The organism is Xanthomonas sp. 60 (genome assembly GCF_011761925.1).
In genome coordinates this window covers 165,759-192,571 of the sequence record NZ_JAASQW010000004.1, presented here as the reverse complement: position 1 = coordinate 192,571, position 26,813 = coordinate 165,759, and the positions used below count along the sequence as shown (strand labels likewise).

Annotated in this window: 26 protein-coding genes and 4 tRNA genes; 16 read left to right on the top strand and 14 right to left on the bottom strand. The window is 67.7% G+C overall.

The annotated features are described in order from the left end of the window. Positions 1-39: 39 nt before the first annotated feature. Positions 40-699 (top strand): bifunctional 4-hydroxy-2-oxoglutarate aldolase/2-dehydro-3-deoxy-phosphogluconate aldolase, encoded by a 660-nt coding sequence (gene eda, locus FHY09_RS10630; RefSeq protein WP_166926842.1) that lies wholly within the window; start codon positions 40-42, stop codon positions 697-699. A gap of 67 nt (positions 700-766) precedes the next feature. Here the strand turns inward: eda and FHY09_RS10625 are convergent, their stop codons facing one another. The 3 genes from FHY09_RS10625 to ispG all read right to left on the bottom strand — a co-directional run bounded on the left by FHY09_RS10625 (position 767) and on the right by ispG (position 3,599). After that, positions 767-1,414: a response regulator gene (locus FHY09_RS10625; protein WP_166926841.1), complete on the bottom strand. Its 648-nt coding sequence runs from the start codon at positions 1,412-1,414 to the stop codon at positions 767-769. A 219-nt stretch (positions 1,415-1,633) separates the two neighbouring features. Next, positions 1,634-2,353 (bottom strand): phosphatase PAP2 family protein, encoded by a 720-nt coding sequence (locus FHY09_RS10620; RefSeq protein WP_166926840.1) that lies wholly within the window; start codon positions 2,351-2,353, stop codon positions 1,634-1,636. Then, positions 2,334-3,599, bottom strand: coding sequence for a flavodoxin-dependent (E)-4-hydroxy-3-methylbut-2-enyl-diphosphate synthase (gene ispG / locus FHY09_RS10615; RefSeq protein WP_166926839.1), 1,266 nt, complete (start codon positions 3,597-3,599; stop codon positions 2,334-2,336). Before ispG ends, FHY09_RS10620 begins: the two co-directional genes overlap by 20 nt. A 118-nt stretch (positions 3,600-3,717) precedes the next feature. On the opposite strand from ispG, the gene FHY09_RS10610 reads away from it, so the two are divergent. Both FHY09_RS10610 and FHY09_RS10605 read left to right on the top strand, forming a co-directional pair. After that, complete coding sequence (locus tag FHY09_RS10610) at positions 3,718-4,947, top strand: ATP-binding protein (protein ID WP_166926838.1); 1,230 nt, start codon at positions 3,718-3,720, stop codon at positions 4,945-4,947. Next, positions 4,944-5,528 carry a response regulator transcription factor gene (locus FHY09_RS10605; RefSeq protein WP_166926837.1) on the top strand — a complete coding sequence of 195 codons (585 nt, stop codon included), beginning with the start codon at positions 4,944-4,946 and terminating at the stop codon, positions 5,526-5,528. The genes FHY09_RS10610 and FHY09_RS10605 overlap by 4 nt, the downstream gene beginning before the upstream one ends. 51 nt (positions 5,529-5,579) lie before the next feature. On the opposite strand, the gene pgi is transcribed toward FHY09_RS10605, so the two are convergent. Both pgi and panD read right to left on the bottom strand, forming a co-directional pair. Beyond that, a complete protein-coding gene (pgi, locus tag FHY09_RS10600) occupies positions 5,580-7,094 on the bottom strand; it encodes a glucose-6-phosphate isomerase (protein ID WP_166926836.1) in 1,515 nt (504 codons plus the stop codon). After that, the gene (panD, locus tag FHY09_RS10595; RefSeq protein ID WP_166926835.1) at positions 7,091-7,471 is read right to left on the bottom strand and encodes an aspartate 1-decarboxylase; all 381 of its coding nucleotides are present in this window, start codon (positions 7,469-7,471) and stop codon (positions 7,091-7,093) included. The genes pgi and panD overlap by 4 nt, the downstream gene beginning before the upstream one ends. An 870-nt stretch (positions 7,472-8,341) precedes the next feature. Here panD and FHY09_RS10590 point away from each other — a divergent pair. Together FHY09_RS10590 and FHY09_RS10585 are read left to right on the top strand one after the other, a co-directional pair. Then, a complete protein-coding gene (locus FHY09_RS10590) occupies positions 8,342-9,241 on the top strand; it encodes an SDR family oxidoreductase (protein WP_166926834.1) in 900 nt (299 codons plus the stop codon). Continuing rightward, entirely contained in the window at positions 9,238-11,064 is a 1,827-nt protein-coding gene (locus FHY09_RS10585) for a glycoside hydrolase family 15 protein (RefSeq protein WP_166926833.1), read from the top strand. Before FHY09_RS10590 ends, FHY09_RS10585 begins: the two co-directional genes overlap by 4 nt. A gap of 91 nt (positions 11,065-11,155) precedes the next feature. Here the strand turns inward: FHY09_RS10585 and panC are convergent, their stop codons facing one another. The 4 genes from panC to pcnB are packed head-to-tail and all read right to left on the bottom strand — an operon-like array spanning position 11,156 to position 14,708. Next, on the bottom strand, positions 11,156-11,995 hold the full coding sequence (gene panC, locus FHY09_RS10580) for a pantoate--beta-alanine ligase (RefSeq protein WP_166926832.1): 840 nt from the start codon (positions 11,993-11,995) through the stop codon (positions 11,156-11,158). Continuing rightward, complete coding sequence (gene panB / locus FHY09_RS10575) at positions 11,992-12,807, bottom strand: 3-methyl-2-oxobutanoate hydroxymethyltransferase (protein WP_166926831.1); 816 nt, start codon at positions 12,805-12,807, stop codon at positions 11,992-11,994. Before panB ends, panC begins: the two co-directional genes overlap by 4 nt. 31 nt (positions 12,808-12,838) lie before the next feature. Continuing rightward, positions 12,839-13,327, bottom strand: a complete 489-nt coding sequence (gene folK, locus FHY09_RS10570; RefSeq protein WP_166926830.1) for a 2-amino-4-hydroxy-6-hydroxymethyldihydropteridine diphosphokinase — start codon at positions 13,325-13,327, stop codon at positions 12,839-12,841. A gap of 7 nt (positions 13,328-13,334) precedes the next feature. Beyond that, positions 13,335-14,708, bottom strand: coding sequence for a polynucleotide adenylyltransferase PcnB (gene pcnB, locus FHY09_RS10565; protein WP_166926979.1), 1,374 nt, complete (start codon positions 14,706-14,708; stop codon positions 13,335-13,337). Positions 14,709-14,760: 52 nt separating this feature from the next. Here pcnB and FHY09_RS10560 point away from each other — a divergent pair. Continuing rightward, positions 14,761-14,835, top strand: a tRNA-Glu gene (locus FHY09_RS10560). Between the two features lie 119 nt (positions 14,836-14,954). On the opposite strand, the gene FHY09_RS10555 is transcribed toward FHY09_RS10560, so the two are convergent. The 3 genes from FHY09_RS10555 to xylB are packed head-to-tail and all read right to left on the bottom strand — an operon-like array spanning position 14,955 to position 19,320. Beyond that, positions 14,955-16,379, bottom strand: a complete 1,425-nt coding sequence (locus tag FHY09_RS10555) for a sugar porter family MFS transporter (protein WP_166926829.1) — start codon at positions 16,377-16,379, stop codon at positions 14,955-14,957. Positions 16,380-16,411: 32 nt separating this feature from the next. Continuing rightward, positions 16,412-17,752 (bottom strand): xylose isomerase, encoded by a 1,341-nt coding sequence (gene xylA / locus FHY09_RS10550; RefSeq protein ID WP_166926828.1) that lies wholly within the window; start codon positions 17,750-17,752, stop codon positions 16,412-16,414. 41 nt (positions 17,753-17,793) lie between these two features. Next, positions 17,794-19,320, bottom strand: a complete 1,527-nt coding sequence (gene xylB / locus FHY09_RS10545; RefSeq protein WP_166926827.1) for a xylulokinase — start codon at positions 19,318-19,320, stop codon at positions 17,794-17,796. Positions 19,321-19,530: 210 nt separating this feature from the next. On the opposite strand from xylB, the gene fdxA reads away from it, so the two are divergent. Next, on the top strand, positions 19,531-19,854 hold the full coding sequence (gene fdxA / locus FHY09_RS10540) for a ferredoxin FdxA (protein WP_166926826.1): 324 nt from the start codon (positions 19,531-19,533) through the stop codon (positions 19,852-19,854). A gap of 159 nt (positions 19,855-20,013) precedes the next feature. Here the strand turns inward: fdxA and FHY09_RS10535 are convergent, their stop codons facing one another. Continuing rightward, positions 20,014-20,562 (bottom strand): hypothetical protein, encoded by a 549-nt coding sequence (locus tag FHY09_RS10535; protein ID WP_166926825.1) that lies wholly within the window; start codon positions 20,560-20,562, stop codon positions 20,014-20,016. 29 nt (positions 20,563-20,591) lie between these two features. Beyond that, positions 20,592-21,485: a 4-hydroxy-tetrahydrodipicolinate synthase gene (gene dapA, locus FHY09_RS10530; RefSeq protein WP_166926824.1), complete on the bottom strand. Its 894-nt coding sequence runs from the start codon at positions 21,483-21,485 to the stop codon at positions 20,592-20,594. Between the two features lie 164 nt (positions 21,486-21,649). On the opposite strand from dapA, the gene FHY09_RS10525 reads away from it, so the two are divergent. The 9 genes from FHY09_RS10525 (at position 21,650) to FHY09_RS10485 (ending at position 26,801) form a co-directional block, all read left to right on the top strand. Then, entirely contained in the window at positions 21,650-22,210 is a 561-nt protein-coding gene (locus FHY09_RS10525; protein ID WP_166926823.1) for a glycine cleavage system protein R, read from the top strand. 93 nt (positions 22,211-22,303) lie between these two features. Next, positions 22,304-22,786 carry a peroxiredoxin family protein gene (locus tag FHY09_RS10520; RefSeq protein ID WP_166926822.1) on the top strand — a complete coding sequence of 161 codons (483 nt, stop codon included), beginning with the start codon at positions 22,304-22,306 and terminating at the stop codon, positions 22,784-22,786. An 82-nt stretch (positions 22,787-22,868) separates the two neighbouring features. Beyond that, positions 22,869-24,266: a PhoH family protein gene (locus FHY09_RS10515; protein ID WP_166926821.1), complete on the top strand. Its 1,398-nt coding sequence runs from the start codon at positions 22,869-22,871 to the stop codon at positions 24,264-24,266. After that, a complete protein-coding gene (locus FHY09_RS10510) occupies positions 24,263-24,760 on the top strand; it encodes a hypothetical protein (RefSeq protein ID WP_456362779.1) in 498 nt (165 codons plus the stop codon). The genes FHY09_RS10515 and FHY09_RS10510 overlap by 4 nt, the downstream gene beginning before the upstream one ends. Next, positions 24,757-25,566: a bifunctional hydroxymethylpyrimidine kinase/phosphomethylpyrimidine kinase gene (gene thiD / locus FHY09_RS10505; protein WP_166926820.1), complete on the top strand. Its 810-nt coding sequence runs from the start codon at positions 24,757-24,759 to the stop codon at positions 25,564-25,566. Before FHY09_RS10510 ends, thiD begins: the two co-directional genes overlap by 4 nt. Continuing rightward, entirely contained in the window at positions 25,563-26,414 is an 852-nt protein-coding gene (locus FHY09_RS10500; RefSeq protein WP_166926819.1) for a serine aminopeptidase domain-containing protein, read from the top strand. Before thiD ends, FHY09_RS10500 begins: the two co-directional genes overlap by 4 nt. Before the next feature lie 64 nt (positions 26,415-26,478). After that, positions 26,479-26,555 (top strand) — tRNA-Arg (locus FHY09_RS10495). 55 nt (positions 26,556-26,610) lie between these two features. Next, positions 26,611-26,687: transfer RNA gene (locus FHY09_RS10490), tRNA-Arg, on the top strand. Positions 26,688-26,724: 37 nt separating this feature from the next. Then, positions 26,725-26,801, top strand: a tRNA-Arg gene (locus FHY09_RS10485). Positions 26,802-26,813: the final 12 nt, after the last annotated feature.

Genomic DNA, 26,813 nt, shown 5'->3' with positions numbered 1-26,813 from the left:
ATTCGTTGATACACGTTGATTACAAGGCAAGGACAGAACATGGGTATTGCAGAACATCAGGCGCGCGCGATCAAACTGCTCGGCGCAGCGGGCATCCTGCCGGTGGTGACGGTGCATACGCTGGACCAGGCGCGTGCCGTCAGCGCGGCGCTGCTGGAAGGCGGCCTGCCGGCCATCGAGTTGACCCTGCGCACACCGGTGGCGATGGACGCCCTGGCCCTGCTCAAGCGGGAGCTGCCGGACGTGGTGGTGGGGGCCGGTACGGTGCTGACCGTGGAGCAGATGCAGCAGGCCATCGACGCCGGTGCGGACTTCCTGGTCACCCCGGGCACGCCCGCGCACATGGCCGATGCCCTGGCCGCTGCGCCCCTGCCAGTGGTGCCGGGTGCGGCAACGCCGACGGAGCTGCTGGCGCTGCATGCGCGAGGATTCCAGGTCTGCAAGCTGTTCCCCGCAACTGCCGTCGGTGGCCTGCCGTTGATCAAGGGCGTGGCCGGACCGATGCCGGATCTCAAGCTCTGCCCGACCGGCGGGATCACGGAGAACAATGCCGGCGATTTCCTCGAGCAGCCGAATGTCGTCTGTATCGGCGGCTCATGGATGGTGCCCGCCGGCTGGATCGACAACGGCGACTGGGACAAGGTCCGCGAAGCCTCCGCCCGCGCCGCGCAGGTGGTGGCGCGGGTGCGTCGGCACTGAGCCGACGGCCGGCTGACGGCCCGACGTGACCACGCAAAGGGGGGGGCGTTGTTGCGTCCCCGCCCCGTTACATCGGCCGTGCCGGATCCACCAGGCCGTACTGGCTGGCCATGCGGGCCAGCGCGATGTTGTCATGGATGCCCATCTTCTCGAACAGCCGCGCCTTGTGCGTGTTGATGGTCTTCGCGCTCAGGCTCAGGCGCCGCGCGATGTCCTCCTGCCGCAGGCCCTGGGTCAGCAGCAGCGCCACTTCCAGCTCGCGCGGGGAAAGATTGTCGAACGGCGAGGCACTGCCCTCGACGGTGGAAAGCGCCAGGTTCTGCGCGATGCTGCTGCCCAGGTAACGGCGACCCAGCGCGGCATCACGCACCGCCCTTAGCAGCTCCTGCGCATCGCAGCCCTTGCCGATATACCCGGAAGCGCCCGCTTCCAGCAGCCGCTTGGGCATCGGGCCGTCCTCCATCACCGAAACGATCACCACGCGCACCCCCTCCTGCCCCCGGACCACGCGTTCGGTGACTTCAAGCCCGCTCACGCCCGGCAGGTGCAGATCGCACAGGACCACATCGGGGTGCAGCTGGCGGATCTGCCGCAGCGCATCTTCCCCACTCTCCGCCTCACCGACCACGTCGATGTCGGTCTCACTCGAAAGAATCATTTTCATGCCGGTGCGGACCAACGCGTGGTCGTCCACCAGATAGACTCGGATCGTCATGCACGCTCCCCTTTGAGCACCTGCCGTGGCTGCCACGCTAGGCGTCCACCATGAACCCCACAAGCGCGAATGCCGACGCTTCACCCGGATTGCGCCCCAGGTCACAGTCCTTCTGTCCCCGACCCGGGCGCGGGCAGGTGCCGCCGACGATCAATATAGCCTATCGCCGACGATACTTCATGCATCGTTCACCTGGGCAGGCTGACGTGACCAACCCGCTCAGCTGGAACCGACAGGCCTTCGCCCCCAAGGGCGGCGCTGGCGGAACAGCACCAGGTAGCAGCCGACCACCCAGGCGATGGCCGCGCACCAGCCCGCCAGGATGTCGGAGGGATAATGCACGCCGAGGTAGATACGCGACGCGCTGACCAGCACCGCGAAGCTGATCGCGGCGGCGAGCACGGGCCAACGCCACCGGGTGTTCCACGTCAACAGGATGATGGCGCAGGCAAAGGTCATCGAGCCCATGGCGTGGCCGCTGGGGAAGCTGTAGGTGGGCTCGGGCGCGATCGATTCCCACAACGTGGGCCGGTCACGCTGGAAGAACTGCTTGGTGGCCAGGTTCAGCAGCGCCGAACCGGCGAAGGCGAGCGCGGTGAAACAGGCCTCGCGCCAGCGCCGCCGCAGCAGCAGCGCCAGCGGGATGAGCACGTCGGCCGGGACCAGGAACCACTCGTACCCCAGCCGGGTCACCAGCACCACGGCCTGGTCCAGCGCCGGTCCGTGCCAGGCGTGCATGCGCCACAGCAGCGATTCGTCGAAGTGGAAGGTTTCCAGCTCATGGACCTCCTCGGCCAGCTCCACGAAGATAGCCAGCGGGGCCAGCACGCCGAGGAACAGCAGCACGAAGCGCCACGCGTTGCCGCCAAGCCAGCGGCGGAACCCGGACGCTTCTTCCGGTGCGTCCTGCGCCGGGGTCTTACCCTGCGTGTCGGACATAGGTACGTTCGACGTACGCGTCGATCAGGGCCACGAACTCCTGGGCGATGTTGTCGCCGCGCAGGGTGACCGTCTTTTCGCCGTCCACGAACACCGGTGCGGAGGGTGTTTCACCGGTGCCGGGCAGGGAGATGCCGATGTTGGCATGCCGGGACTCGCCCGGACCGTTGACGATGCAGCCCATCACCGCCAGGGTCATGTTCTCGGCACCGGGATGGTTGACCTTCCACAGCGGCATTTTCTCGCGCACGTGGTTCTGCACCACGCCGGCCAGTTCCTGGAAGAACTCGGAGGTGGTGCGTCCACACCCGGGGCAGGCGGTGACCAGCGGGGTGAAGGCACGCTGCCCGGTGGTCTGCAGCAGTTCCTGCGCGACGATGACTTCCTGCGTGCGCGACTGGCCGGGCTCCGGCGTCAGCGAAATGCGGATCGTATCGCCGATGCCTTCCTGCAGCAGCACCGCAAGCGCCGCCGAGGAGGCCACGATCCCCTTGCTGCCGATGCCCGCCTCGGTCAGTCCGAGGTGCAGTGCGAAATCCGAACGCTGCGCCAGGTCGCGGTAGACCGCGATGAGTTCCTGCACGCCACTGACCTTGGCCGACAGTACGATGCGGTCACGCGGCAGGCCGAGTTCCACGGCCTGTTCGGCCGAATCCAGCGCCGAACGGATCAGCGCCTCGCGCAGCACGCGGCCGGCGTCCCACGGCTGTGCGCGCTGGCTGTTCTCATCCATCAGGCGTGCCGCCAGGGCCTGGTCGAGCGAGCCCCAGTTGGCGCCGATGCGCACCGGCTTGCCGAAGCGGACGGCGAACTCGATGAGCTGTGCGAACTGGGTGTCCTTCTTCTTGCCGAAGCCCACGTTGCCCGGGTTGATGCGGTACTTGGCCAGCGCCTCGGCGCAGGCCGGCTCGGCGCTGAGCAGCTGATGGCCGTTGTAATGGAAATCGCCGATCAGCGGCACGTCGATGCCCATCATCGCGAGCTTGTCGACGATGCGCGGAATGGCGGCAGCGGCCTCGACCGTGTTGACCGTCAGGCGCACCATTTCCGAGCCGGCGCGCCAGAGTTCGGCAACCTGCCTGACGCTGGACGCCACGTCGGAGGTATCGGTGTTGGTCATCGATTGCACCACCACAGGCTTGCCACCGCCGACCACCACGCCGCCAATGCGGACGGGCTGGGTCAGGCGGCGCGGCCACGCGGTGGGCTCGGCGGGAGGGGTTGGTCGGGAGACGGCGTCGTGCATCTGCACATTCTAGCGCCGAGCCGCGAAACGCGGGTGACTGCCGAGGTGGTCAATGCCGCGCCCGCTGCGGCGGATTGTCGCAGGCAGGTCACGCGCCGAGCGCATACGATGGCAGGCAATGACCGGCGCCGACGCTCCCTTCCTACGCACCCTGTGCAGCCTGCGCTGGCTGGCCGTGGCCGGCCAGGCGGCCACGATCCTGTTCGCCACCTGGCTGCTCGGGCTGCCGCTGCCACAGGTGCCGTTATGGGCCGGGGTGGGTGTACTGGCACTGTTCAACCTGTACGCCCAGCTGCGCGTGCACGGCCCCGACACCCAGCCGGTGACGGCCTTCGGCCATATCCTGGTGGATGTCACGGTGCTCACCTGGATGGTTGGCTGGAGTGGAGGCATCAGCAATCCGTTTGGTTCGCTGTTCCTGATCTTCATCGCACTGGCCGCACTGGCCCTGCCCGTCCGCTGGACCCTGGCGGTGGCCGCTGCCTGCCTGGGCGGCTATGCGCTCAGTGCGGCCTACGGGCGGCCCTTGCCCGCGGGCGGATACTTTGACGCCGATGCGTTGCTGCAATGGGGCGTGGTGGCCAATTTCCTGATCTCCACCAGCGTGGTGCTGGCCTTCTCCACGCGGCTGGCGCTGGCGCTGCGCCGCCGCGAACACGAGCTGTCGCTGCTGCGCGAGCGCTTCGCCCGCAATGAGGGCATCGTCGCACTGGCCACGCACGCAGCCTCCGTGGCGCATGAGCTCAACACGCCGCTGGCCACCATGACCCTGCTTGCCGATGACATCGCCGAGCAGAGCGAGGACCCCGTGCTGCGCGAGGACCTGGAAACGCTGCGCGAGCTGCTGGTGCAGTGCCGTGAGCGCGTGCTTGCCCTGGCGGCGCCGGCTGCCAGCGATGTGCCGGGACGCAGCAGCGCCACGGCCGGCCAGGTGCTCGACCAGTGGCGCCTGGTGCGTCCCACGATCACTCTCACCCGGAATCCGGATGCGCCATTGGACGTGCCGCTGGATCCGGGTATCGGCCACCTGCTGATGGTGCTGCTCAACAACGCGGCGGATGCCGGCGAGCAGGCCGGCCGCGCGGAAGTGGACCTCTCGCTGCGGATCGAGGAAGGCAGCCTGGTCGGCGAAGTCCGCGACCATGGCCATGGCTTCGATACCCGCGAGGCAGTGCTGCCGGGCACGCTGTTCGGTTCGGGCAAGCGCGAAGGCATGGGCGTCGGCCTGGCGCTGTCCCATGCGACCATCGAGCGCCTGCGCGGTGAAATGTGGATGCGCCCCGCCGACGGCGCCGGCAGCCGCGTCGGCTTCCGCGTTCCGATGCCCTCAACCAAGGACCCGAGATGACACTGACCGGCACGCCCGCTTCCGCCTCCCTCCAGGGCCATGGCCTGCTGGTGGATGACGATGAGCTCTACCTGCGCACGCTGCAGCGCAGCCTCGCGCGCAAGGGGCTGGAGACCCGCACGGCCCAGGACGGCGCGAGCGCGCTGCTGCTGGCGCGGCAGCAGCCACCCGACTTCGCGCTGGTGGACCTCAAACTCGGCAACGAATCGGGCCTGTCGCTCATCCAGCCGCTGCGTGCGCTGCGTGCGGACATGCGCATCCTGCTGGTCACCGGCTATGCGAGCATCGCCACCGCCGTGGAGGCCATCAAGCTCGGCGCGGATGATTACCTGCCCAAGCCGGCCACCGTGCCGATGATCCTGCGGGCGCTGGGCGAAGAGGACGAAGGCCCTGCCGATGACGGCGAGATGGATGTACCCGACGCCATGACGCCGATCAGCCGCCTGCAGTGGGAACACATCCAGCAGGCCATGCATGAAACCGGCGGCAATGTTTCCGCTGCCGCACGCCTGCTGGGCATGCACCGGCGCTCACTGCAGCGCAAGCTGGCCAAGCGCCCGAGCCCGGAACTGCCGCGATGACCACAATGAAGGTGACGCCGGGCCAGGCACGGCGCGCCCTTCCATGCGGGCTCAGGCCTGCAGCCGCGCCAGCAGCTCGCGCGTGAGCGGATCGGTGATTTCCACGGTCTCGCCCTGCAAAGCGGGCAGCAACTGACCCGCAAGCTGCTTGCCAAGCTCCACGCCGAACTGGTCGAAGGCGTTGATGTTCCAGATCACCGACTGCACGTAGACCGCGTGCTCGTACATGGCGATCAGCGCACCGAGCGCGTGTGGCGTGAGCGCGTCGAGCAGGATCATCGTGCTCGGCCGGCCCCCCGGATAATCGCGGTGCGGATCATCGCTGGACTGTCCGTTGGCCAGCGCTTCGGTCTGTGCCAGCAGGTTGGCCAGCAGGGCCTGATGGTTGACGGTGTAGGGATCGTCGCTGCGCACGCAGCCGATGAAATCGGCCGGGACCACGCTGGTACCCTGGTGCAGGGCCTGGAAGAAGCTGTGCTGCACATCGGTGCCCGCTCCGCCCCACCACACCGGAACGGTATCAGTGGCCACCGGCTGGCCGTCGCGCTGCACGCGCTTGCCCAGGCTCTCCATCACCAGCTGCTGCAGGTACGCCGGCAGCAGCGCCAGGCGCTGGTCGTAGGTCATCACGGCATGGGTGGCATGGCCGAGCAGATTGCGGTTCCAGATATCGGTCAACGCATGCAGGACCGGAAGGTTGCGCTCCAGCGGCGCCTGCATGGCGTGCAGGTCCATCTCCGAGGCCCCCTGCAGCAACGCTTCGAAGCGCTCGAAGCCGATGGCCAGCGCGATCGGGAAACCGACCGAGGACCACAGCGAGTAGCGGCCGCCCACCCAGTCCCACATCGGCAGCACGCGGCCTGGCGCGATCGCGAAGGCCGCCGCCGCACGCTCGGGGTTGGCGCTGACGGCGTACAGGCGCTCGCTGCCGCCGAGCCAGTCGTGCAGGATCCGGCCGTTCAGCAGGGTCTCCTGCGTTCCGAAGGTCTTGGAGATCAGGATGCCCGCCGTACGCGCCGGATCCAGCGTCGCCAGCGTGCGCTGCATGGCCGCGCCGTCCACGTTGGACACGAAATGCACGCGCATGCCCGTGCCATCGGCCGGACGCAGCGCATCGGCCACCAGGCGCGGACCCAGGTCCGAACCGCCGATGCCCACGCTGACCACATCGGTGATGCCACTGGACTGGAGCGCACGGACCTGTTCGCCCATGCGCTGACGCACGTCGCTGGCCAGTGCCGCCGCCTCGCGCGGCACGGGGGCATCGACGATATCGCCACGCAGGGCGGTGTGCAGCGCCGCGCGGCCCTCGGTCAGATTGACCTGCTCGCCACGGACAAGCCGCGTGATCGCCCCGGCGACATCGCGCTGGGCGGCCAGCGCCAGCAAGGCCTCCAGCGCCTGCGCGTCGTATTTCTGACGAGCGAAATTGACATACAACGGACCGACCCGGAGCGCCAGATCCTGCACACGCTGCGGCTCGGCGGCGAGCAGATCGGGGATGCGCGCGCCGCGGAGGCGCTGGGCGTGGGACTGCAGCGGGTCGAATCCGGTGTCGTTTGTCATGCGGCCTGGGTCGGAATGGTGTCGTTGGTGTGGGAGATCTGGTTGCGGCCGTCCACGTAGACGAGCTTGGGCTTGAAGCTGTCCGCTTCCTCTTCGCTCATCGTAGCGAAGGCGGCGATGATGATGATGTCGCCAACCTGCACGTGCCGTGCGGCACCGCCGTTGAGCGAGACCACGCCACTGCCGGCTTCGGCGCGGATGGCATAGGTCGAGAAGCGCGCACCATTGGTGACGTCCCAGATATGCACCTGCTCGAACTCACGGATGCCCGTGGCGGCCAGCAGGTTGTCGTCGATGGCGATGGAGCCTTCGTAGTTCAGCTCGGAGTGCGTGACCGTCGCACGGTGGATCTTGGTCTTCAGCAGGGACAGATGCATGGCACGACAACGGTAAAGGAAAGTGGCGATTCTACCACCCGGGGGCACAGCGGCAGGGCCCTGGCAGACGCGTAGCTGCATCGTTCAGCTGGTGGCCCGGGACGTGCGAGCGATGCGCGAAAGCGGGTGCCGAACAAATCGAGGTTCACTGCAACTCCCCTCAGGAGCCGACCATGCCCTTTTGCAGCCCTTCTCCCTGCGTAAGCCTCGCGTTCACCGGCCGCGCCCCCACGATCCAACCGGCCCCCACCAGCGGGACGCCGCAGTCCGCCGCAGAACGTCCCCTGCTCCGCCTCACGAGCAATTGCGAAGGCGTACCCGCGCCTGCTGACGTTCCAGGACGATTGACTGGGTTTGGCCTCGATCCGGAAAAGGTCGCCCAGTTCGAGCCTGTTGTTCTTGGAGTCAAGCGCCTGCATGCCGCCGTGTCCGTAGGCAACGGAGACCTGCTACGCGTGGCCGATTGCCTGCCCGTCCTGCTTCGCCTGGCTAGAGAAGGATTGGCTGGGGCGGCTGCCCACACTGCAAACCCGGCGCCGCCGGCCCGTGTCGAGTCCGCCGGGTCACTCCCCCCGACGAGCGGTCGGCTTTACCCGGAGCTGACGGACAGCCTCCTTCGGCCCTACCCGGGACTTCGGGAAAAGTTGCGGACGGGATGTGCGGATGACGGCTCGACGGACGCGCGGAACGAGTTTGTCTACATGGGCAGGACTGCTCTGCGCGCGGGGTACACCTCTGCAATCCGTCAAGGCAACTGCAGCGAGTGACCGTCGCGCGATATTCCGGCGAACGCGGGGTGAGCAGCAGTTCACCCGGCCATGGCGCGGGCGACGGGAGCATGGACGCCCTCCCCCACAGACGGTGTCGACCATGACCGAGCGCAACCAGTACGCGATGCAGAACCCACTGACCCAGTTCCCGCAGCCAAAGTATCCCGCCCAGACCCAGACCGCGCCGGGCACGGTCCACGCACTTTCGCCACGCGCCGACCATGGTGAGCAGAGCTATGTGGGCTTCGGTCGCATGGTGGGCCGCAAGGCACTGGTCACCGGCGCCGACTCCGGCATCGGCCGTGCAGTGGCCATCGCGTTCGCGCGCGAAGGTGCCGACGTCGTCCTGAACTACCTGCCCGAAGAAGAAGCCGACGCCGCCGAAGTGGTCGCCCTGATCGAGGCGGAAGGCCGCAAGGCGGTGGTCGTGCCCGGCGACCTGCAGGACGAAGCGTTCTGCACCGAGCTGGTGGACAAGGCGGTCCAGGCCCTCGGCGGGCTCGACGTGGTGGCCAACATCGCCGGCAAGCAGGTTGCCGTGGAGAGCATCGACGAACTGACCACCGAGCAGTTCGACGCCACCTTCCGCACCAACGTGCACGCGCTGTTCTGGGTCTGCAAGGCCGCGCTGAAGCACCTGCCCGCCGGCGCGACCATCATCAACACGACCTCCATCCAGGCCTACCAGCCCTCGCCGAACCTGCTCGACTACGCTCCCACCAAGGCGGCCATCGTCAATTTCACCAAGGCGCTCGCCCACCAGGTCGCCGAGCGCGGTATCCGTGTGAATGCCGTGGCCCCGGGCCCGGTGTGGACCCCGCTGCAGCCGGCCGGTGGCCAGCCGCCGGAAGCGATTCCGGAGTTCGGTTCGCAGACGCCGCTCAAGCGCGCCGGGCAGCCGGTTGAAATGGCGCCGGCCTACGTCCTGCTGGCCACGCAGGAATCGAGCTACATCACCGGCGAGGTGATCGGCGCCACGGGCGGCATGTTCCTGTCATGACGGCCGGTACGACCGGAGCCTTCGCGGATGCGGACCTGGCCCGCGACGACGAGGGCCATGCGCCGATTGCCGCCTATGCGGTGGTCGGCGATGGCCGGTCGGCGGCGTTGATCGCCGCCGACGGCAGCATCGACTGGTGGTGCGCGCCCTGCATGGATGCCCCGCCGCTGTTCGATCGGCTGCTGGATGCACCGGGCGGCGGCTACTTCGCTCTCACGGCGCGCGGGGTCACCCGCGTGCAGCGCCGGTACCGTCCCTGCAGCAACGTGCTGGAAACGCGGGTGCATACCCGCGAGGGCAGCGCACTGCTCACCGAATCGCTCAACAGCGGGCCGGCCGGGCGCCTGCCCTGGTCGGAGCTGGCCCGCCGCGTGGAGGGATTGCAGGGCACGGTGACGTTCGACCTGCGCTACCAGCCTGGCACCCGCGCCGGTCACCGAGCCCCGTGGATGGACGATACGCCCAACGGCTGCGTGCATCACGTCGGCCCGATGATGACGATGCTGCGGCACTGCGACGCCCTGCAGATCACCCACCGCGATGACCGCCGCGTCGAAGCCGAACTGACAGTGGCCGAAGGCTCCAGCGCGATCGTCGCGCTGCTGGTTTCCGAGGATGAATCGCTGCCGGTTCCGCCGCTGGCGGACATCGGGGCACGTCTGGAGCGCTCCGACCAGGAGTGGCGTGACTGGACCAACAGCCTGGTCTACCCGCCTGACTATGCGGCCACCGTCATCCGGTCGGCGCTGGCGCTCAAGTTCCTGTGGTTCTCGCCCACCGGTGCCATCGCAGCGGCCGTCACCGCCTCGCTGCCCGAGCGGATCGGCGGCGACAAGAACTGGGATTACCGCTACGCCTGGGTGCGCGATGCCGCTTACACCATCAAGACCTTCCTGCGCGTCGGCGCGCTGCCCGACGCGAAGGCCAGTTTCAGCTGGCTGATGACCACCATCAACCGCCACCGGCCCGGACTGCATCCGTGCTATTCGCTGCGCGGTGACCGCGTGGACCAGGAACGCCATATCGACATTCCCGGCTATCGCAACAGCCAGCCGGTGCGCGTTGGCAACCTGGCCACCGACCAGCTGCAGACGTGCGCCTACGGCGATGTCTTCGAGATGGCGGCGCGGTTCATCGAAGCCGGGCATGTGCTTGACAACACGACCTCGCGCCTGCTGTTCGACCTTGCCGAGGAATGTGCCGAAGGCTGGATGCGCAAGGACCACGGTTTCTGGGAACTGGAAGACGAGCAGCATTACACGATGTCCAAGATCGAGTGCTGGCTGGCCCTGCGTCGCGCGTGCGAAATGGCCGAACAGGGCCACCTCACCCAGGCCCGGCTGCCACGCTGGCAGCGTGAGAAGGCGCGCATCCTGGACTGGGTGGACGCCCACTGCTGGAGCGAACGCAAGCAGAGCTACACCCTGCACGCCGGCGATGAGCGGCTTGATGCGAGTCTGATGCTGGCCTCGCGCTTCGGGCTGGCGGATGAACGTCGCGAGCGGTTCATCGCCACGCGCGAAGCCATGCGCCGCGAACTCGCTGATGAAAGCGGGACGCTTCTATGGCGCTACACCGGCATGCGCGACTGCGAAGGCACCTTCCTGGCATGTGCCTTCTGGATGGTCGAAGCCTATGCCCTGCTGGGCGAACGTGACCAGGCAAGGGAAATCTTCGAAGCGCTGATCGGGCGGGTCGCCAACGAAGTGGGCCTGATGCCGGAAATGTACGATCCCCGGACCGGCGAGGGCCTGGGCAATGTGCCGCAGGGGCTGAGCCACCTGGCGCTGATCCATGCCGCGCTGTCGTTGAGCGGGGAATGATCCATCACATGCCGGCGGCGTCTACTGCCGGGGCGCAGGCCGATGTGGGCGCCAGGCCGCTGCCCGGCGCCCGACCGGTCCGCGCGGTGGGTCAGAACTCCAGGTTGTCGATCAGCCGCGTGCTGCCCAGTCGCGCGGCGATCAGCGCCACGCGCGGCCCGCCCTCATGCGGCGGCTCGAGCAGGTCCGGCGTGCGCAGCGCGGCGTAATCCACGGCGAAACCACCCGCCTGCAGTGCGGCCGTGGCCTCGGCCTCAATGCGCTCGCGCGACAGCCCCGTGATGTAGCCCTCGCGCATGCCCAGCAACACGCGATGGATCAATGTCGACGCCGGCCGCTGCTGCGCGTCCAGATACTGGTTTCGCGAACTCATCGCCAGGCCATCGTCCTCACGCACGATGTCACCCCCGACGATCTGGATCGGGAAGGCGAGGTCGGCCACCATCTGCCGGATCACCGCCAGCTGCTGGAAGTCCTTCTTGCCGAACGCGGCCACGTCGGGCTGTACCTGGTTGAACAGCCGCGACACCACGGTGCAGACGCCATCGAAATGTCCCGGGCGATGCGCACCTTCCAGCAGGCTGCTCATGCCCGGCACGTGCACGCTGGCCGCCAGCGCCACCCCGAACGGATACATCGATTCCACCGTGGGCAGCCACAGCACATCGCAGCCGGCGCCTTCCAGGCCGGTGGTATCGGCTTCGGGCGTGCGCGGGTAACGTGTGAAGTCCTCGCTCGGACCGAACTGGGTCGGGTTGACGAACACGCTGGAAACCACCCGGTCGGCGTACTGCCGGGCCAGAGTGACCAGGGAATAATGGCCGGCATGCAGGTTGCCCATCGTGGGCACCAGCGCCACGCGCAGGCCTTCGCGCTTCCAGCCGCTGACAACGGCACGCAGCCGGGAAAGTTCGGTGACGGTCTCGATCATGATGCGTAGGCGTGTTCTGCGTCTGGGAAAGTACCGTTGCGCACGGCAGTGGCGTAGGCCTGGACGGCACCGGCTACGGAGCCGCCTTCGGCGAGGAAATCCTTGACGAACTTGGGCCGGCGATGGCCGCTGTCCAGGCCGAGGAAATCGTGCATCACCAGCACCTGGCCATCGCAGCCCGGCCCTGCCCCGATGCCGATGGTCGGCACGGCAACCGCTTCGGTGACCTGTGTGGCCAACGGGGTCGGCAGGCATTCCAGCACCAGCAGCGAGGCACCTGCCTCCACCACCGCGCGCGCATCGTCCAGCAGCTGGCGCGCGGCATCGCCACGGCCCTGCACGCGGTAGCCACCCAGGCGCAGCACCGATTGTGGCGTCAGGCCCAGGTGTGAACAGACCGGAATCTCCCGCTCCACCAGGTGCCGGATGATGTCCAGCTTGAAGCCGGCGCCTTCGATCTTGACCATCTCCGCACCGGCCTGCAGCAGTTGCAGCGAGGCCTCCAGCGCGCGCTCGGGCGTGGCGTCGGCCCCGAACGGCAGATCCGCCACCAGCAACGCCCGCTGCAGCACTCCGGCCACGGCGCGGGTGTGGTAGACCATGTCCGCCACAGTCACCGGCAGCGTGGAGTCATGGCCCTGCACCACCATGCCCAGCGAATCGCCGATCAGGATCAGGTCGACACCGTTGGCATCGAAGGAACGCGCGAATCCGGCGTCGTAGGCGGTCAACATGACCAGCTTCTGGCCGGCGCGCTTGGCCTCGGCCAGCGCGGGAACGGTCCAGGGCTTGCTGTCTGCGTGGGAGCTCATCAGGAGATAACCGAGGGAGATGACGCGGACATTATCCCCCTATCGGCGCGATCCCGCAGGCATTGACCTGCATCGCTGCGTCCCGTACGCGGCCGTGTCCCGGAATCCATGCGTCCGGCGCGATCTCGGCCAGCGGCACCAGCACGAAGGCGCGCTCGTGGAGGTACGGATGCGGCACCTGCAGTTCGGGCAGGTCCACTGTCTGTTCCCCATACAACAGCAGATCCAGGTCGAGCGCGCGCGGGCCCCAGTGCACGGCCGGATCACGGATGCGACCGGCCTGCTGTTCCAGCGCCAGCAGTGCGTGCAGCAGCGGCAGCGGGGCGAGCCGGGTATGGACGACGGCCGCCGCGTTGACGAACGCTGGCTGGTCCTCGTTGCCCCACGCCGGCGTGGTGTACAGCTGCGATGCCAGGTGCAGGCGCGTTCCGGGCAGTTCATCGAGCGCCGCCAGGGCGGCGCGCAGCGTGGCCGCCGCATCGCCGAGGTTGGCGCCCAGGCCGATGCAGGCGGTTTCCATCACGCGCTCAGGGCGAACCGGCGTCAGCACCGGGACGCCGCCGGCGACGGCGGCGCCGGGTCGGCGCGCCGTCTTCGTCGAGCGGCTCCTGGGTATGCAGGTCGTCGAGCGTGGATTCCAGCTCGCGGCCGGACTGCTGCTGTGCCTCGCGCCAGAACTCCACATCGGCAGTGTGGTCGCTGGAGGCGACCTGGCGCAGGATGAGGAAATCGTAGGCAGCGCGGAAGCGCGGGTGGGTCAGCGTACGGAACACCCGCTTGCGCTGGCGCGAACCAAAGCGCGCCTGCAGCAGCCAGATCTCCTGCATCGGCAGCGAGAACCGGCGCGGCAGCGCGATCGTCGAAAGCTGGTGCAGCGTCACCCGGTCGGCAGCGCGGCGCTGTGCTTCTTCCGGTGCCAGGCCCTGTTTCTCCAGCGTGGCCAGCGTGCGGCAGAAGGCCGGCCACAGCAGCAGCGCGAACAGGAACGATGGCGAGACCGGTTCATCATTAGCCACGCGCAGATCGGTGTTGGCCAGTCCGGCCACCATCATGCGGCGCAGCGCCCCGCTGCGGTTTGCGCGCAGGGCCTTGCCGCTCTCGGGGAACATCACCTCGAACAGGCCGTAGCGCTCCAGGCCTTCGAAACTGGCCACGCCATGCCCGGAGAGGAACAGCTTCAACACTTCCTCGAACAGGCGCGCCGGCGCCGCCTCGTTGAGCAGGTTGGCCAGCTGCGGGATCGGCGCAGCGGTCTTCTCTTCGATCTGGAAGCCCAGCTTGGCCGCCAGCCGCACGGCGCGCAGCATGCGCACGGGGTCTTCCTGGTAGCGCAGCACGGGATCGCCGATGAGTTTCATCAGCCGCGCCTGTACGTCCTCGAACCCGCCGGTGTAATCGCGGACCGAGAAATCCTCCACCGTGTAGTACAGGGCATTGCAGGTGAAATCGCGGCGCACCGCATCGTCTTCGATCGAACCGTAGACGTTGTCCCGCACCAGCATGCCGTTTTCCATCTCGCGGTCACCGCTGCCGTCATCGGTGTTGGCCCGGAACGTGGCCACTTCGATGATCTCGCGGCCGAACACCACGTGGGCCAGCCTGAACCGGCGGCCGATGAGCCGGCAGTTGCGGAACAGCTGCTTGACCTGCTCCGGCGTGGCATCGGTGGCCACGTCGAAATCCTTGGGGTGGCCATTGACCAGCAGGTCGCGGACGGCACCGCCTACGAGGTAGGCGCCGAATCCGGAATCACGCAGGCGGTACAGCACGCGCAGCGCGTTCGGGCTGATGTCCTTGCGGGAAATGGTGTGCTGGTCGCGCGGGATGACGCGCAGGCCGATCGGAGTTGTAACGGAGGAAATGATGTTGGCGCTTCCGGTTGAAGTTTCGGGATTGCCCAATGGCATCGAGATGCATATACTAGCGCGCCTGCCTCGGCAGTGACACTGAAATGCTCCCTTCGTCTAGAGGTTAGGACGTGGCCCTCTCAAGGCTAAAACAGGGGTTCGAGTCCCCTAGGGAGCACCAGTCACTGCAGCAGGAACCGAAAAGCCCGCCGAAAGCGGGCTTTTCTGCGTTTTTGGCAAACGGCCGGGCGCTGCACCGCCACTGCCGTGGAGCCGGGCATGGCCCGGCTCCACGCGCCCTCACCCCTCCATCTGCTCCAGTTCCCTGCCCTTGGTCTCGCGCACGCAGCGCACCACGAAGAACACGGACAGGCACGCCGCTGCCGTATAGATGCCGTAGGCACCGGCCAGGCCGATCCCCGCCAGCAGCATCGGGAACGTGACGGTGATGGCGAAGTTCGAGGTCCACTGCGCGGCGCCGGAAACCGCCAGCGCCGACCCCCGGATCTGGTTCGGGAACATCTCCCCGAGCATCACCCACATCACCGGTCCCCACGACATGTTGAAGAACACGACGTAGATGTTGGCCGCGATGAGGGCCAGCCGCCCCATGCCATCACTGAGCTGGAGACGGCCATCGACCAGGCTGCCGCTGGCGAAGGCCACCACCATCAGGGCCAGCGCCGCCGACATGCCCACTGAACCGATCAGCAGCAGCGGCTTGCGGCCGATGCGGTCGATCAGCAGCAGCGCGATCAGGCAGGCCCCGATGCTCAGGCCACCGGACAGCACGTTGATCAGCAGCGCATCGTTTTCCGAAAAGCCCACGGCCTGCCACAGCACCGCACCGTAGTAGAACACCACGTTGATGCCTACAAGCTGCTGCAGCACGGCCAGGCCGATGCCCACCCAGACGATCCTGCGCAGCCGGCCGGTCGCCTTGTCCCTGAGGTCGGCGAAGGTCGGATGGTGCGCGTCGCTGGACAGGCTTGCTTCGATTTCGCCAAGCTTGGCGAGCGCTTCCTCCCGACCGTACAGCCGGGTGAGCACCGCCTCGGCTTCGACGCCACGGCGTTTGACCAGCAGAAAGCGCGGGCTCTCCGGGATCACCAGCAGCAGCACCAGGAACAGCAGCGACGGAATGGCCTGCATCCAGAACATCCAGCGCCACGCCTCGTGCCCCAGCCACAGCGCTTCGGTGGAGGCACCAGCGGCCCGGGCCAGCAGGAAATTGCTGAGGAACGCAGCGAACAATCCGCTGATGATGGCCATCTGCTGCACCGTGGCCAACTTGCCGCGGTAGCGTGCGGAAGCCACCTCGGCGATGTAGGCCGGTGACATCACGCTGGCCGCGCCCACCGCGAAGCCGCCCATCACCCGTGCGGCGATGAACAGCCAGGAGGCATGTGCGGCGCCGGCGCCGATCGCCGAAACCAGGAACAGCACGGCCGAGATGATGAGCACGCTGCGCCGTCCCAGCAGATCGCCCAGGCGGCCTGCCAGGAAGGCGCCGAAGGCACAACCCAACAGCATGGAGGCCACCTCGAAGCCCAGCGCGGCCTCGCTGGAATTGAAGGCCTGCCGCAGTCCATCGACGGTGCCGTTGATGACCCCGCTGTCGAAGCCGAACAGAAAGCCACCGAGGGTGGCGACACAACTGATCAGGACGATGAAAGTGGTGTTCTCGCCGTGACTGCCGGCGCCTGCCGGGCGTGTTGAAGACATGGGGTCATCCGTTGGAGTGGGTGGCCTGCTGCTCAGCGCAGCAGGTACTGGTTGAGCAGATTCTCATAACTTTCCTGTCGTCCGCTGCGCACCTGCAGCACGCCGCCCTGCGCGGCATGATCGGCCAACGCCTCCAGCGACAGGCGCCCGGCGGAGAACGCCGTACCGGGACCGTCCTCGAAGCTCGCATACCGCTCGCTGCGCCAGCGCTCCAGCGGCGATTCGGCGAGCAGGGCGTGGGCCACTTCAAGCCCACGCGCGAAGGCATCCATGCCACCGATGTGGGCGATGAACAGGTCCTGCGGATCCGTGGATTCGCGCCTGACCTTGGCGTCGAAGTTGAGTCCGCCCCCACCCAGCCCACCCTGCCGCAGCACCACCAGCATGGCGCCCACGGTGTCGTACAGGTCGGTCGGGAACTGGTCGGTATCCCAGCCGTTCTGTGGATTGCCCCGGTTGGCATCGATGCTGCCCAGCAGTCCGGCATCGGCCGCCACCTGCAGGTCATGGGCGAAGGTATGCCCGGACAACGTCGCGTGGTTGGCTTCGATGTTGAGCTTGAAGTCCTTGTCCAGGCCATGCGCGCGCAGGAAGCCGACCACCGTGGCGCTGTCGAAGTCATACTGGTGGTTCATCGGCTCCATGGGCTTGGGCTCGATGAGGAACGTGCCATCGAAACCGATGCTACGACCATAATCGCGCGCTGCTGCAAGGAAGCGCGCGAGGTGGGCCTGTTCGCGTTTCATGTCCGTATTGAGCAGGCTGGCATAACCCTCGCGGCCGCCCCAGAACACGTAATTGCGGCCGCCCAGCGCGACCGTGGCCTGCAGCGCGGCCTGCACCTGCACGGCGGCCCGCGCGACCACACCGAACTCCGGGTTGGTCGCCGCGCCATTCATGTACCGCGGATGCGAGAACAGATTGGCCGTGCCCCACAGCAGCTTCATGCCGGTCTGCTGCTGCAGGCTGCCGGCGAACTCCACCATGTGGGCCAGGTTGTCACGGTATTGACCGATGTCCTCCGCGTCGGGGGCCAGATCCACGTCATGGAAGCACCAGTAAGGCACGCCCAGCTTGGTGAAGAACTCGAACGCCGCATCGGCCTTGGCCTCCGCACGTGCCAGTGGCGTGGCCGCTTCGTCCCACGGGTGCAGGCGCGTGCCGGGACCGAAAGGATCATGGCCGGTGCCGCAGAAGGTATGCCAGTACGCTACGGCAAAGCGCAGATGCTCGGCCATGCTGCGCCCGCCGATCAGCTTGTCCGCCTGATAGACCTTGAACGCCAGTGGATTGTCCGAATCGCGGCCCTCGAACGGGATGGCGCCGATGCCGGGGAAGAACTCGCGCTGGCCAACATGGAACGAAGAACGCATGGGTCGGTTTCCTTTCTGGAGAACGGAGATCGGTACAGGATTCACGCGCAGGCATCCGCGATGGCACGCGGGCTGTCCTGGAACAGCGGCAACAGCGCCTGCAGGTGCGCCACGAAACGCTGATGGCCACGCGCGTAGGCCGCTGCGCGCGCCGGATCGGGCCGGGCCGCCAGCGCAGGATCAAAGCGCAGATGCACATCAACCAGGTCAGCCAGTGCCTGGTCCGGGTGCGCGCACGCCCATAGCGCCTGCAGGGCCGCACCGAACGCCGCGCCCTCGGTCTGCTCCGGCACCTCTACGGGCAGCTGGAACAGATCGGCGATCAGCTGCCGCCAGCGGGCACTGTTGGCGCCGCCGCCGGTGAGCACCAGGCGCTGGCCCTGCAGACCGCCCTCGCAGAGCGCGTCGTAGCCCAGCCGCAGGCTGTAGCTGGCGCCCTCCATCGCGGCGCGATACAGGTTGGCCCGGGTGAGATTGTGCAGGTCTACGCCGTGCAGGGCGCCCTTGGCCAGCGGCAGGTCCGGACTGCGCTCGCCGTTGAAGAAGGGCAGCAGCACCAGCCCGCCCGCACCCGGTGCGCTGGCCTCCATGAGGGCCTCGCCTTCCTCGCGGCCGATGCCGAGCAGCGCGGCGATCTGTCCCGTGGCCACGGTGCAGTTCATGGTGCAGATCAGCGGCAGCCAGCCGCCGTCGGACGCGCAGAACGCAGCCCAACGGCCGAGCGGATCGATGCGGGGCGTCGCGCTCCAGCCGAACAGCGTGCCGGAGGTTCCCAGGCTCAGGCTCAGCCGGCCTTCGCGCACCGCGCCGGTGCCGATCGCCGCCATCATGTTGTCCCCCCCGCCGACGGCCACCCGCGCCTCGGCGGGCAATCCCAGCAGCGCGGCCCGGTCCGGGCGCAGCGCGAAGGTCTGCTGCGGGCCCACCAGCGCGGGCAGCCGTGCCGCCAGATCCTGGTCCGGATCGGTGGCCGCCAGCATCGGCAGCGACCACGTCCTGGAGCGCACATCCAGCCAGCCGGTACCCGAGGCATCCCCGCACTCCATGAAGCGCGCGCCGGTCAACCACAGATTGAGGTAATCGTGTGGCAGCAGGATGCAGTCCAATGCGGCATGGACCTGCGGCCGGTGGCGACGGGTCCAGGGCAGCCTGGAGGCCGTGTACCCGACCCGCAGCGGGTTGCCGGCCAGCGCGATGCACGCCGCTTCGCCACCGGCCGCCGCGGTGATGGCGTCACATTCCTCGGTGGTGCTGGTGTCGCACCACAGCTTCACCGGCCCCAGCGGCTGGTCGTCGGTTCCTACCGGAACGAAGCCATGCTGCTGGCCCGACACCGCCAGGCCCCGCACCCCCCTGCGGACGCCCTCGGGAAGCTCGCCGATGCAGGCCGCCAGCGCGTCGGTCCACCACGCGGCCTGCTGCTCGCGGCCGCCATCTTCGGTACTGTGCAGGGCCAAGGGACGGGTGGCATGGGCCACGACCTGGCGTGTCGCCGGGTCGTAGGCGAGCACCTTGACGCTCTGGGTGCCTGCATCGATCCCCAGGAATATGCCTTCCAACGCCCTCATGCCCTGCCCTCCGCTACGATCCGCACCCGCGCGCCCCTTGATGTCTACCGATGGACAAGAGGATGGCTGGCACGCTGCGCGCTTGGCAATGTGCACTGCGGCAAACTCCGGGCGCGGCATCGCCGGGCAGCGCGTTGCACGGCGTCTGCCGACACCGGGGCCCAACCTGTTCTAGAATTGACGGCTTGAAAGACGGATCTGTCCCTCCCCATGCCCTTTGTCGTCACTGAAAACTGCATCAAGTGCAAACACACCGATTGCGTGGAAGTGTGCCCCGTGGACTGTTTCCACGAGGGCCCGAACTTCCTGGTGATCGACCCGGATGAATGCATCGACTGCACCCTGTGCGAGCCGGAGTGCCCGGTCAACGCGATTTTCCCGGAGGACGATGTACCCGCAGGCCAGGAAGCGTTCGTGGCGCTCAATGCCGAGCTGGCCAAAGCCTGGCCGGTGCTGACGGTACGCAAGGATCCGCCGGCGGATGCGGAGGAATGGGACGGCAAGCCGGACAAGCTGAAGCTGCTGGAGCGCTGAGGCGCGTTACGGCTGGACGATCAAGGCGCCGCAGGGCGCCTTTTTCGTGGGTGCGGACGGCGGCTGGCCCTGCCCCTGCCGCGTCATCGTGGTCCACAGGCAGAAACAGCGCAGGGCCGAGGCGCTGCGCTGTCCCAGGCAGGTGCGGACGGCCTGCGTTTACGGCGCCAGCTGGGCCTTCAGAGCGGCGATCAGCTTGACCGGCGCTTCGGCGGTGGCTGGCTGGCCACGCGGGTCCACCGCGGAGATGTAAGCGCCCGCTTCGACCGCCACCACGCGAACGAGGAAGTTGCTGCCTTCGAAGGCCACATCGTATGAGCCCAGCAGCTGGGCGCGGCTGGCGATGGTCACGCCCTGCAGGCCTTCCAGCGCCGTGCCGACCTTGCCGTACACCTCATCCTTGCTGCCGGGGATGGTGAAACCGGACGGCGATGCGGCGGCAGGCTGCGCGCTGCCCGCCGCCGGCGCGGCGGCCGGGCGCGAGGCCTGCGATGCAAGCACCGAGGTGCTGGCCGAGCTCGACGCGGCCGCTGCGGCGGCCGGATTGGGGTTGGTCAGGTCCGGCGGCACTTCCAGCGGACGCATTTCCGGGGCCATCGCATATTCGCCGCGCGCACCCTTCTTGAAGCAACCGGTGGTGGCTACCGTGGCGCCCAGGGCGAGAAGCGCGATGGACAGCACGCGGAAGGTGGAGGTGGATCGACGCATGTAAATCTCCTGGATCACGCAACGGCGGATCAGTGGCGGGAAAGGGTTTCAAGGTCGGCGATGGACGCGGCGAGCCGGTCGGCCGCAGCGGCGTGCGCGGCCGACAACGGCAGCAGCGGCAACCGCACATCGTGGCCGATCCCGAGCCGACGCAGCAGCGCCTTCACCGGAATCGGGTTGGATTCAACACCGCAGAACGCATGGAACGGCTGCAGACGTGCATCCCATTGGCTGAGTGCGGCCGTCTCACCCGCTGCCGCGAGCCGGCACAGGCGTACATAGGCCGCAGGCAGTACGTTGCTGCCCACCGAGATCAGTCCATCCATGCCGGCGTGGATCGAGTGGCCGGCCGTGCCGTCGTCGCCGCTGAGCACGGCGAACGCGGGGCCGCGCAGCGCCAGCAGCGCCTGCACCCGGCTCGCCTCAGCGACCGCCTCCTTGATCCCGACGATCCCCGGATGGCTGGCCAGGCCGGCCACGGTCTCCGGCAGCATGTCGCAGCCGGTGCGCCCCGGCACGTTGTACAGGACCACCGGCAGCCCGCCCTGTTCGGCCACGGCACGGTAATGCGCAGCCAGGCCGGCCTGGGTCGGACGCACATACGGCGGCGTGACCACCAGCGCGTGCGTCGCCCCGAGGGCCCCCGCGCGCCGGGTCTGTTCGAGGGTCCGGGCGGTACCGGAATGGCCGGTGCCCGCCAGCACCGCACAGTGACCGCCCAGCGTGGCCACCGCGCTGGACAGCAGCTGGTCGTACTCGGCATCGGACAGCATCGCCGCCTCGCCGGTCGATCCGGCCACGACGACACCGTCCACGCCTGCCTCGCGCTGGAGGTGCAGCAGGCGCTGCCACGCCTCGGAATCCAGGGAACCGTCGACCTTGAAGGGGGTCGCCAGGGCGGTGATGAGGCCGGAAAGGGACAAGGCGCGCTGCTCGTGACGGGGAGGGAGAAAAAGGCCGTCGCGCGGGGCGACAGATGGCCTGCATGTTACTTGCGGCGCGAAAGGGGGGGCAAGTATGCTGGACACCGGTGAATACCCGCCCCGTGCGGGCATTCAGACTCACGACGCATCACCCCGGAATCGCCTTGACCGACACCACCCCGCGCCCTTCGCCGAGCGAAAACCATCTCCTGATCAACGCGTACACGACGCATCCGGAGTCCCCCCTGCTGCCCGTCACCCGCCGTATCGCCGACAGCGGCTGCAACCTGGTGGATGCGCGCCTGTCCACGGTCGGCCGCGATGTCTCGGTCACCGCCCTGGCCACCGGCTCCTGGGACGCGGTGGCGAAACTGGAAGCGATGCTCACCCGCCTGGAACGCGAAGAAGGCCTGAAGCTGGTCTGGTACCGCACCGAAGCCAAGGGCGCGCAGTCCAACCTGCTGCCCTACATCGTCGAGGTGATCGCCGCGGACAAGCCCGGCATCCTGTTCCAGCTGGCCGATTTCTTCGATCGCCAGGGCATCACCATCGAGAACCTGCAGAGCACGCGGTACCGCGCGATGCAGACCGGTGCGGAGATGTTCAGCGCGCAGGTCACCATCGGCGTACCGGCCAACATGCACATTGCCGCGCTGCGCGACGATTTCCTCGAGTTCTGCGACCACCTGAACCTCGACGCGATCATGGATCCCATGAAGTTCTGAGCTTTCGCGCGCCCGTCACGGGTGCGCGATGTTTCATGCAGCTGTAGCACGCTGCAGTTGTAGTGGCACGACACGGCCCCGCTGAAGGACCCCATGGAAAACGGCGACACCCTGGACTCCACCACCCTTTCGCTGCCACTGGCACTGTCCGGCGGCGCAGGCACCACCACCCTTGGCGAACTCGCCGGCCACTGGCGGGTGCTGTACTTCTACCCCAAGGACAGCACCCCGGGGTGCACCACCGAGGGACTGGACTTCAACGCGCTGCTGCCGCAGTTCGAGCAGGCCGGGGCCAGGATCTTCGGCGTCTCGCGCGATTCACTGAAGTCCCACGATACCTTCTGCGCCAGGCAGGGCTTTGCGTTTCCGCTCATCAGCGATGCCGCCGAAGCGCTGTGCAGCGCGTTCGACGTGATCAGGCTCAAGAATATGTACGGCAAGCAGGTACGCGGCATCGAGCGCAGCACTTTCCTGATCGACCCGCGCAACCGCCTGGTGCAGGTGTGGCGCAAGGTCAAGGTGGCCGGCCATGCCGATGCCGTGCTGGCCGCGCTGAAGGCCGCGCAGGCCCAGTGACCCTTTCTTCTTCCGCCCATCTTCACCGCCCTGCCCCGCAGGTCGTGGTGAGTCCGGGCTGTCTGTCCACTAGGAGATGATGATGACCCGAGGCAAGCGCATCTACGTGCTGGACACCAACGTGCTGATGCACGATCCCACCGCGCTGTTCAAGTTCGAAGAGCACGATGTCTACCTGCCGATGCAGGTGATCGAAGAGCTGGACAACGGCAAGAAGGGGACATCCGAGGCCAGCCGCAACGCCCGCCAGGTCAGCCGCTTCCTCAACGAACTGGTCCAGGCCTCGGGCCTGGACAACCTCGCCGACGGCATCGCGCTGGAGCGTCCCAACGGGCTGCAGCTGCGCGGGAAACAGAGCGCCGGCAAGCTGCGCTTCCAGACCCGTCATTTCGATGCGGGGAAGAGCTTCGGCAAGGTCATCCCGGACAACGCGATCCTCGGCGCCATCCTTGCGCTGCAGGAGGAGCAACCCGAGGCACCGGTGGTGTTCGTGTCCAAGGACATCAACCTGCGGATCAAGGCGGCCATCGCCGGCATCGTGTCCGAAGATTACGAGAACGACCGCGCGCTGGATGATTTCAGCCTGCTGTACACCGGCGCGAACGAGCTGCCGGGCGACTTCTGGAAGCGCCACGGCAGCGATCTGCGCAGCTGGAGCGACAAGGGCCGCTCGCTGTATGAGATCCAGGCGCACGAAGACGAAGAGTGGTACCCGAACCAGTTCGTCTACCTGCCCGGCGACGATGAAGTCGAACTGCGCGTCAGCAAGGTCAACGGCGCCAAGGTCACGCTTTCGCTGGTGGACGACTTCCGCCACGGCAGCCACGCCGTGTGGGGGATCGGCGCGCGCAACCGCGAGCAGAACTTCGCCCTCAACGCCCTGATGGACCCGGACATCGATTTCGTCACCCTGCTCGGCACTGCCGGTACCGGCAAGACGCTGCTCGCGCTGGCCGCCGGCCTGGCGCAGACCCTGGACCAGCAGCGGTATCGGGAGATCATCATGACCCGCGCCACGGTCAGCGTGGGCGAGGACATCGGCTTCCTGCCGGGCACCGAGGAAGAGAAGATGACGCCCTGGATGGGCGCGCTCACCGACAATCTCGAAGTGCTGACCCAGCCGGCCGAGGGCGGCTCCTGGGGCCGCGCCGCCACCAACGATCTGCTGGCCAGCCGCATCAAGATCCGCTCGATGAACTTCATGCGCGGACGTACCTTCCTTTCGCGCTACCTCATCCTCGATGAGGCGCAGAACCTCACGCCGAAACAGATGAAGACGCTGATAACCCGCGCCGGTCCCGGTACCAAGATCGTCTGCCTGGGCAACGTGGAACAGATCGATACGCCGTACCTGACCGAAACCACCTCCGGCCTGACCTACGCCGTTGACCGTTTCAAGAACTGGCCGCACAGCGCGCACATCACGCTGCGTCGCGGTGAACGTTCGCGCCTGGCCGACTACGCCTCGGAGGTGCTGTGAGCAGGCGGGTGCGGAACACGCTGGCAGCGCTGGCCTGTGGCCTGGCGCTGGGCGCGTGCGCGACCGTGCAGGGACCGCCGAGCGTGCCCACCGCACTCAAGACCGGCCAGTCCTGGGTGGTGACGCGCCCGGTGGTGGCCGCGCAGGTGCTCGATACCTGTTCGCGGCCCAGCCCAGGACGTGATGCCGGGCGTGTGACCGGCTACTGGGCGCCCAGCCGCAGGCAGGTGGAACAGCTGGAAGCCGCACTGGCCCAGCTTCAGGCCCAGGTGCAGGCGCCGGCGGCGTTCGACCGGCAGTACGTCGGGATCGAAACCGAGGGACGCCAGCTGATCTACGTCAACGCGTTCAAGCTGCCCGACGGCAGCCAGATCGATCCGGCGCGCGAGGCCATCCGCGCCTGCGACGGCGGCCGGATGTTCTGGGGCGCGGTGTTCGATCCACAGACGGGTACGTTCGCCGAGTTCCAGCCCAACGGCAGCAAGGGCGAGTGAGCCTGAGCGCGCGCGCCTGCGCACTGACCATCGCCGGATCCGATTCCGGCGGTGGCGCAGGCATCCAGGCGGACCTGAAGACCTTCGCCGCGCACGGCGTGCATGGGCTGTCGGTCGTGTGCGCGCTCACCGCGCAGAACACGCGCGGCGTCACCGCCGTGCATGTGCCGCCGATCGACTTCCTGCGGGCGCAACTGGAGGCCTGCTTCGACGATTTCGACATCCATGTCGTCAAGCTCGGCATGCTGGCCAACGCGGCGGTCATCCACTGCGTGGCTGATACGCTGCAGGCGCGGCGTCCGCCGCACGTAGTGCTGGATCCGGTGATGATCGCCACCAGTGGCGCCACGCTGCTGGAAGAAAGCGCGCTCGACGCGCTACGCGCGCGGTTGCTGCCGATGGCTACACTGGTCACGCCGAATACGCCTGAGGCCGAACTGCTTGTGGGCCATCGCATCGGCGATGCGGACGATGCCGAGCGCGCGGCCGGCGTCCTGCTCGCGCGGGGCGTCGGCGCGGTGCTGCTCAAGGGGGGACACCTGCAGGAAGGCCAGCGCGTGGTCGACCGTTTCTACGACGGCGTCAGCAGCGAGGTCTTCAGCCATGCGCGGCTGCCGCTGGACGCTCACGGCACCGGGTGCACGCTGGCCTCGGCCATTGCCGCCCAACTGTGCAACGGGCTGAGCCTGGCCAACGCCTGCGAAGCCGCCATCGATTACGTTGCCCGCGGTCTGCGCCTGGGTTATGCGCCGGGACGCAGCGATGTGCGCGTGCTGGACCACTTCGGCGCTGCGTCGCACGCATGAGCGTTGCCGTCCGCACAGCTGACCTGTGCACAGCCGACGGCCATTGCTTCCAGGTGCAGCAGGTGCTGCCCGAGCGGCCGCGCGCGCGCCTGCTCTGGCTGCCGGCGCTGGGCGTGGCGGCACGCCATTACCTGCCTCTTGGACAGGCGCTGGCGGCGCGCGGCATCGCGGTGTATGTGCACGAATGGCGGGGGAACGACAGCAGCTCCCTGCGTGCCTCACGCGCGGTGGACTGGGGTTACCGGGAACTTCTCCAACACGATCTGCCAACCAGCCAGGGCGCACTGCAGGCCGACGACGACGCGCATGGGGCACTGCCCTGGATCATCGGCGGGCACAGTCTGGGCGGGCAGCTGGCGTGTCTGCACGCCGCCCGCGGCGCCCTGCCCGCCCAGCTCTGGCTGGTGGCCAGCGGTACGCCCTGGTGGCGCAGCTTTTCCGGCATCCGCGGCGGCGTGCTGCCGTTGGCCTATCGCTTCCTGCCGTGGCTGGCACGACGACGCGGTGCGCTGCCTGGACGCCGGCTCGGCTTTGGCGGCAACGAAGCGCGGGGACTGATCAGCGACTGGGCCCGCGTGGGGTTGAGCAACCGCTATGCGGCACGCGGGTTGGATGAGGACCTGGAACAGTCCCTGCGCGACCTCGAAGGCGACGCCCGGGCCGTGGTGCTGCAGGACGACTGGATGGCGCCGCCGGGCTCCATGGGTGCTCTGTTAGACAAGCTGCCAAGGCTGCGACGGAAGATCGACGTTCTGACCGCGCAGCAGCTGGGCGTGGCCGCCGATCACTTCGCCTGGATGCGTGCGCCAGATGCCGTTGCCGACACCCTGTGCCGGCCGTTTCAATGAAGCCTTTCACAAAAGACGTTGACGGACGCCGCGACAATCCGCATAATTCCGCTCCTGTTGCAGCGCGCCCGTAGCTCAGTTGGATAGAGTACCTGGCTACGAACCAGGCGGTCGGGAGTTCGAATCTCTCCGGGCGCACCATCAACAGACATCGACGCCGCCGTTGATGTGCACCATGCAACATCGCTGTCACCATGCGCCCGTAGCTCAGTTGGATAGAGTACCTGGCTACGAACCAGGCGGTCGGGAGTTCGAATCTCTCCGGGCGCACCAGTGACAGGCTCCACCGGTTTCACCGCAGTACCCCAGTGCGCCCGTAGCTCAGTTGGATAGAGTACCTGGCTACGAACCAGGCGGTCGGGAGTTCGAATCTCTCCGGGCGCACCAGATTCCAGAAAC

Excerpts from the sequence above, each read along its gene's own strand:
- eda (WP_166926842.1), top strand. The coding sequence starts at position 40 with ATGGGTATTGCAGAACATCAGGCGCGCGCGATCAAACTGCTCGGCGCA.
- FHY09_RS10625 (WP_166926841.1), bottom strand. The coding sequence starts at position 1,414 with ATGACGATCCGAGTCTATCTGGTGGACGACCACGCGTTGGTCCGCACC.
- FHY09_RS10620 (WP_166926840.1), bottom strand. The coding sequence starts at position 2,353 with ATGTCCGACACGCAGGGTAAGACCCCGGCGCAGGACGCACCGGAAGAA.
- ispG (WP_166926839.1), bottom strand. The coding sequence starts at position 3,599 with ATGCACGACGCCGTCTCCCGACCAACCCCTCCCGCCGAGCCCACCGCG.
- FHY09_RS10610 (WP_166926838.1), top strand. The coding sequence starts at position 3,718 with ATGACCGGCGCCGACGCTCCCTTCCTACGCACCCTGTGCAGCCTGCGC.
- FHY09_RS10605 (WP_166926837.1), top strand. The coding sequence starts at position 4,944 with ATGACACTGACCGGCACGCCCGCTTCCGCCTCCCTCCAGGGCCATGGC.
- pgi (WP_166926836.1), bottom strand. The coding sequence starts at position 7,094 with ATGACAAACGACACCGGATTCGACCCGCTGCAGTCCCACGCCCAGCGC.
- panD (WP_166926835.1), bottom strand. The coding sequence starts at position 7,471 with ATGCATCTGTCCCTGCTGAAGACCAAGATCCACCGTGCGACGGTCACG.
- FHY09_RS10590 (WP_166926834.1), top strand. The coding sequence starts at position 8,342 with ATGACCGAGCGCAACCAGTACGCGATGCAGAACCCACTGACCCAGTTC.
- FHY09_RS10585 (WP_166926833.1), top strand. The coding sequence starts at position 9,238 with ATGACGGCCGGTACGACCGGAGCCTTCGCGGATGCGGACCTGGCCCGC.
- panC (WP_166926832.1), bottom strand. The coding sequence starts at position 11,995 with ATGATCGAGACCGTCACCGAACTTTCCCGGCTGCGTGCCGTTGTCAGC.
- panB (WP_166926831.1), bottom strand. The coding sequence starts at position 12,807 with ATGAGCTCCCACGCAGACAGCAAGCCCTGGACCGTTCCCGCGCTGGCC.
- folK (WP_166926830.1), bottom strand. The coding sequence starts at position 13,327 with ATGGAAACCGCCTGCATCGGCCTGGGCGCCAACCTCGGCGATGCGGCG.
- FHY09_RS10555 (WP_166926829.1), bottom strand. The coding sequence starts at position 16,379 with ATGTCTTCAACACGCCCGGCAGGCGCCGGCAGTCACGGCGAGAACACC.
- xylA (WP_166926828.1), bottom strand. The coding sequence starts at position 17,752 with ATGCGTTCTTCGTTCCATGTTGGCCAGCGCGAGTTCTTCCCCGGCATC.
- xylB (WP_166926827.1), bottom strand. The coding sequence starts at position 19,320 with ATGAGGGCGTTGGAAGGCATATTCCTGGGGATCGATGCAGGCACCCAG.
- fdxA (WP_166926826.1), top strand. The coding sequence starts at position 19,531 with ATGCCCTTTGTCGTCACTGAAAACTGCATCAAGTGCAAACACACCGAT.
- FHY09_RS10535 (WP_166926825.1), bottom strand. The coding sequence starts at position 20,562 with ATGCGTCGATCCACCTCCACCTTCCGCGTGCTGTCCATCGCGCTTCTC.
- FHY09_RS10520 (WP_166926822.1), top strand. The coding sequence starts at position 22,304 with ATGGAAAACGGCGACACCCTGGACTCCACCACCCTTTCGCTGCCACTG.
- FHY09_RS10515 (WP_166926821.1), top strand. The coding sequence starts at position 22,869 with ATGACCCGAGGCAAGCGCATCTACGTGCTGGACACCAACGTGCTGATG.
- FHY09_RS10500 (WP_166926819.1), top strand. The coding sequence starts at position 25,563 with ATGAGCGTTGCCGTCCGCACAGCTGACCTGTGCACAGCCGACGGCCAT.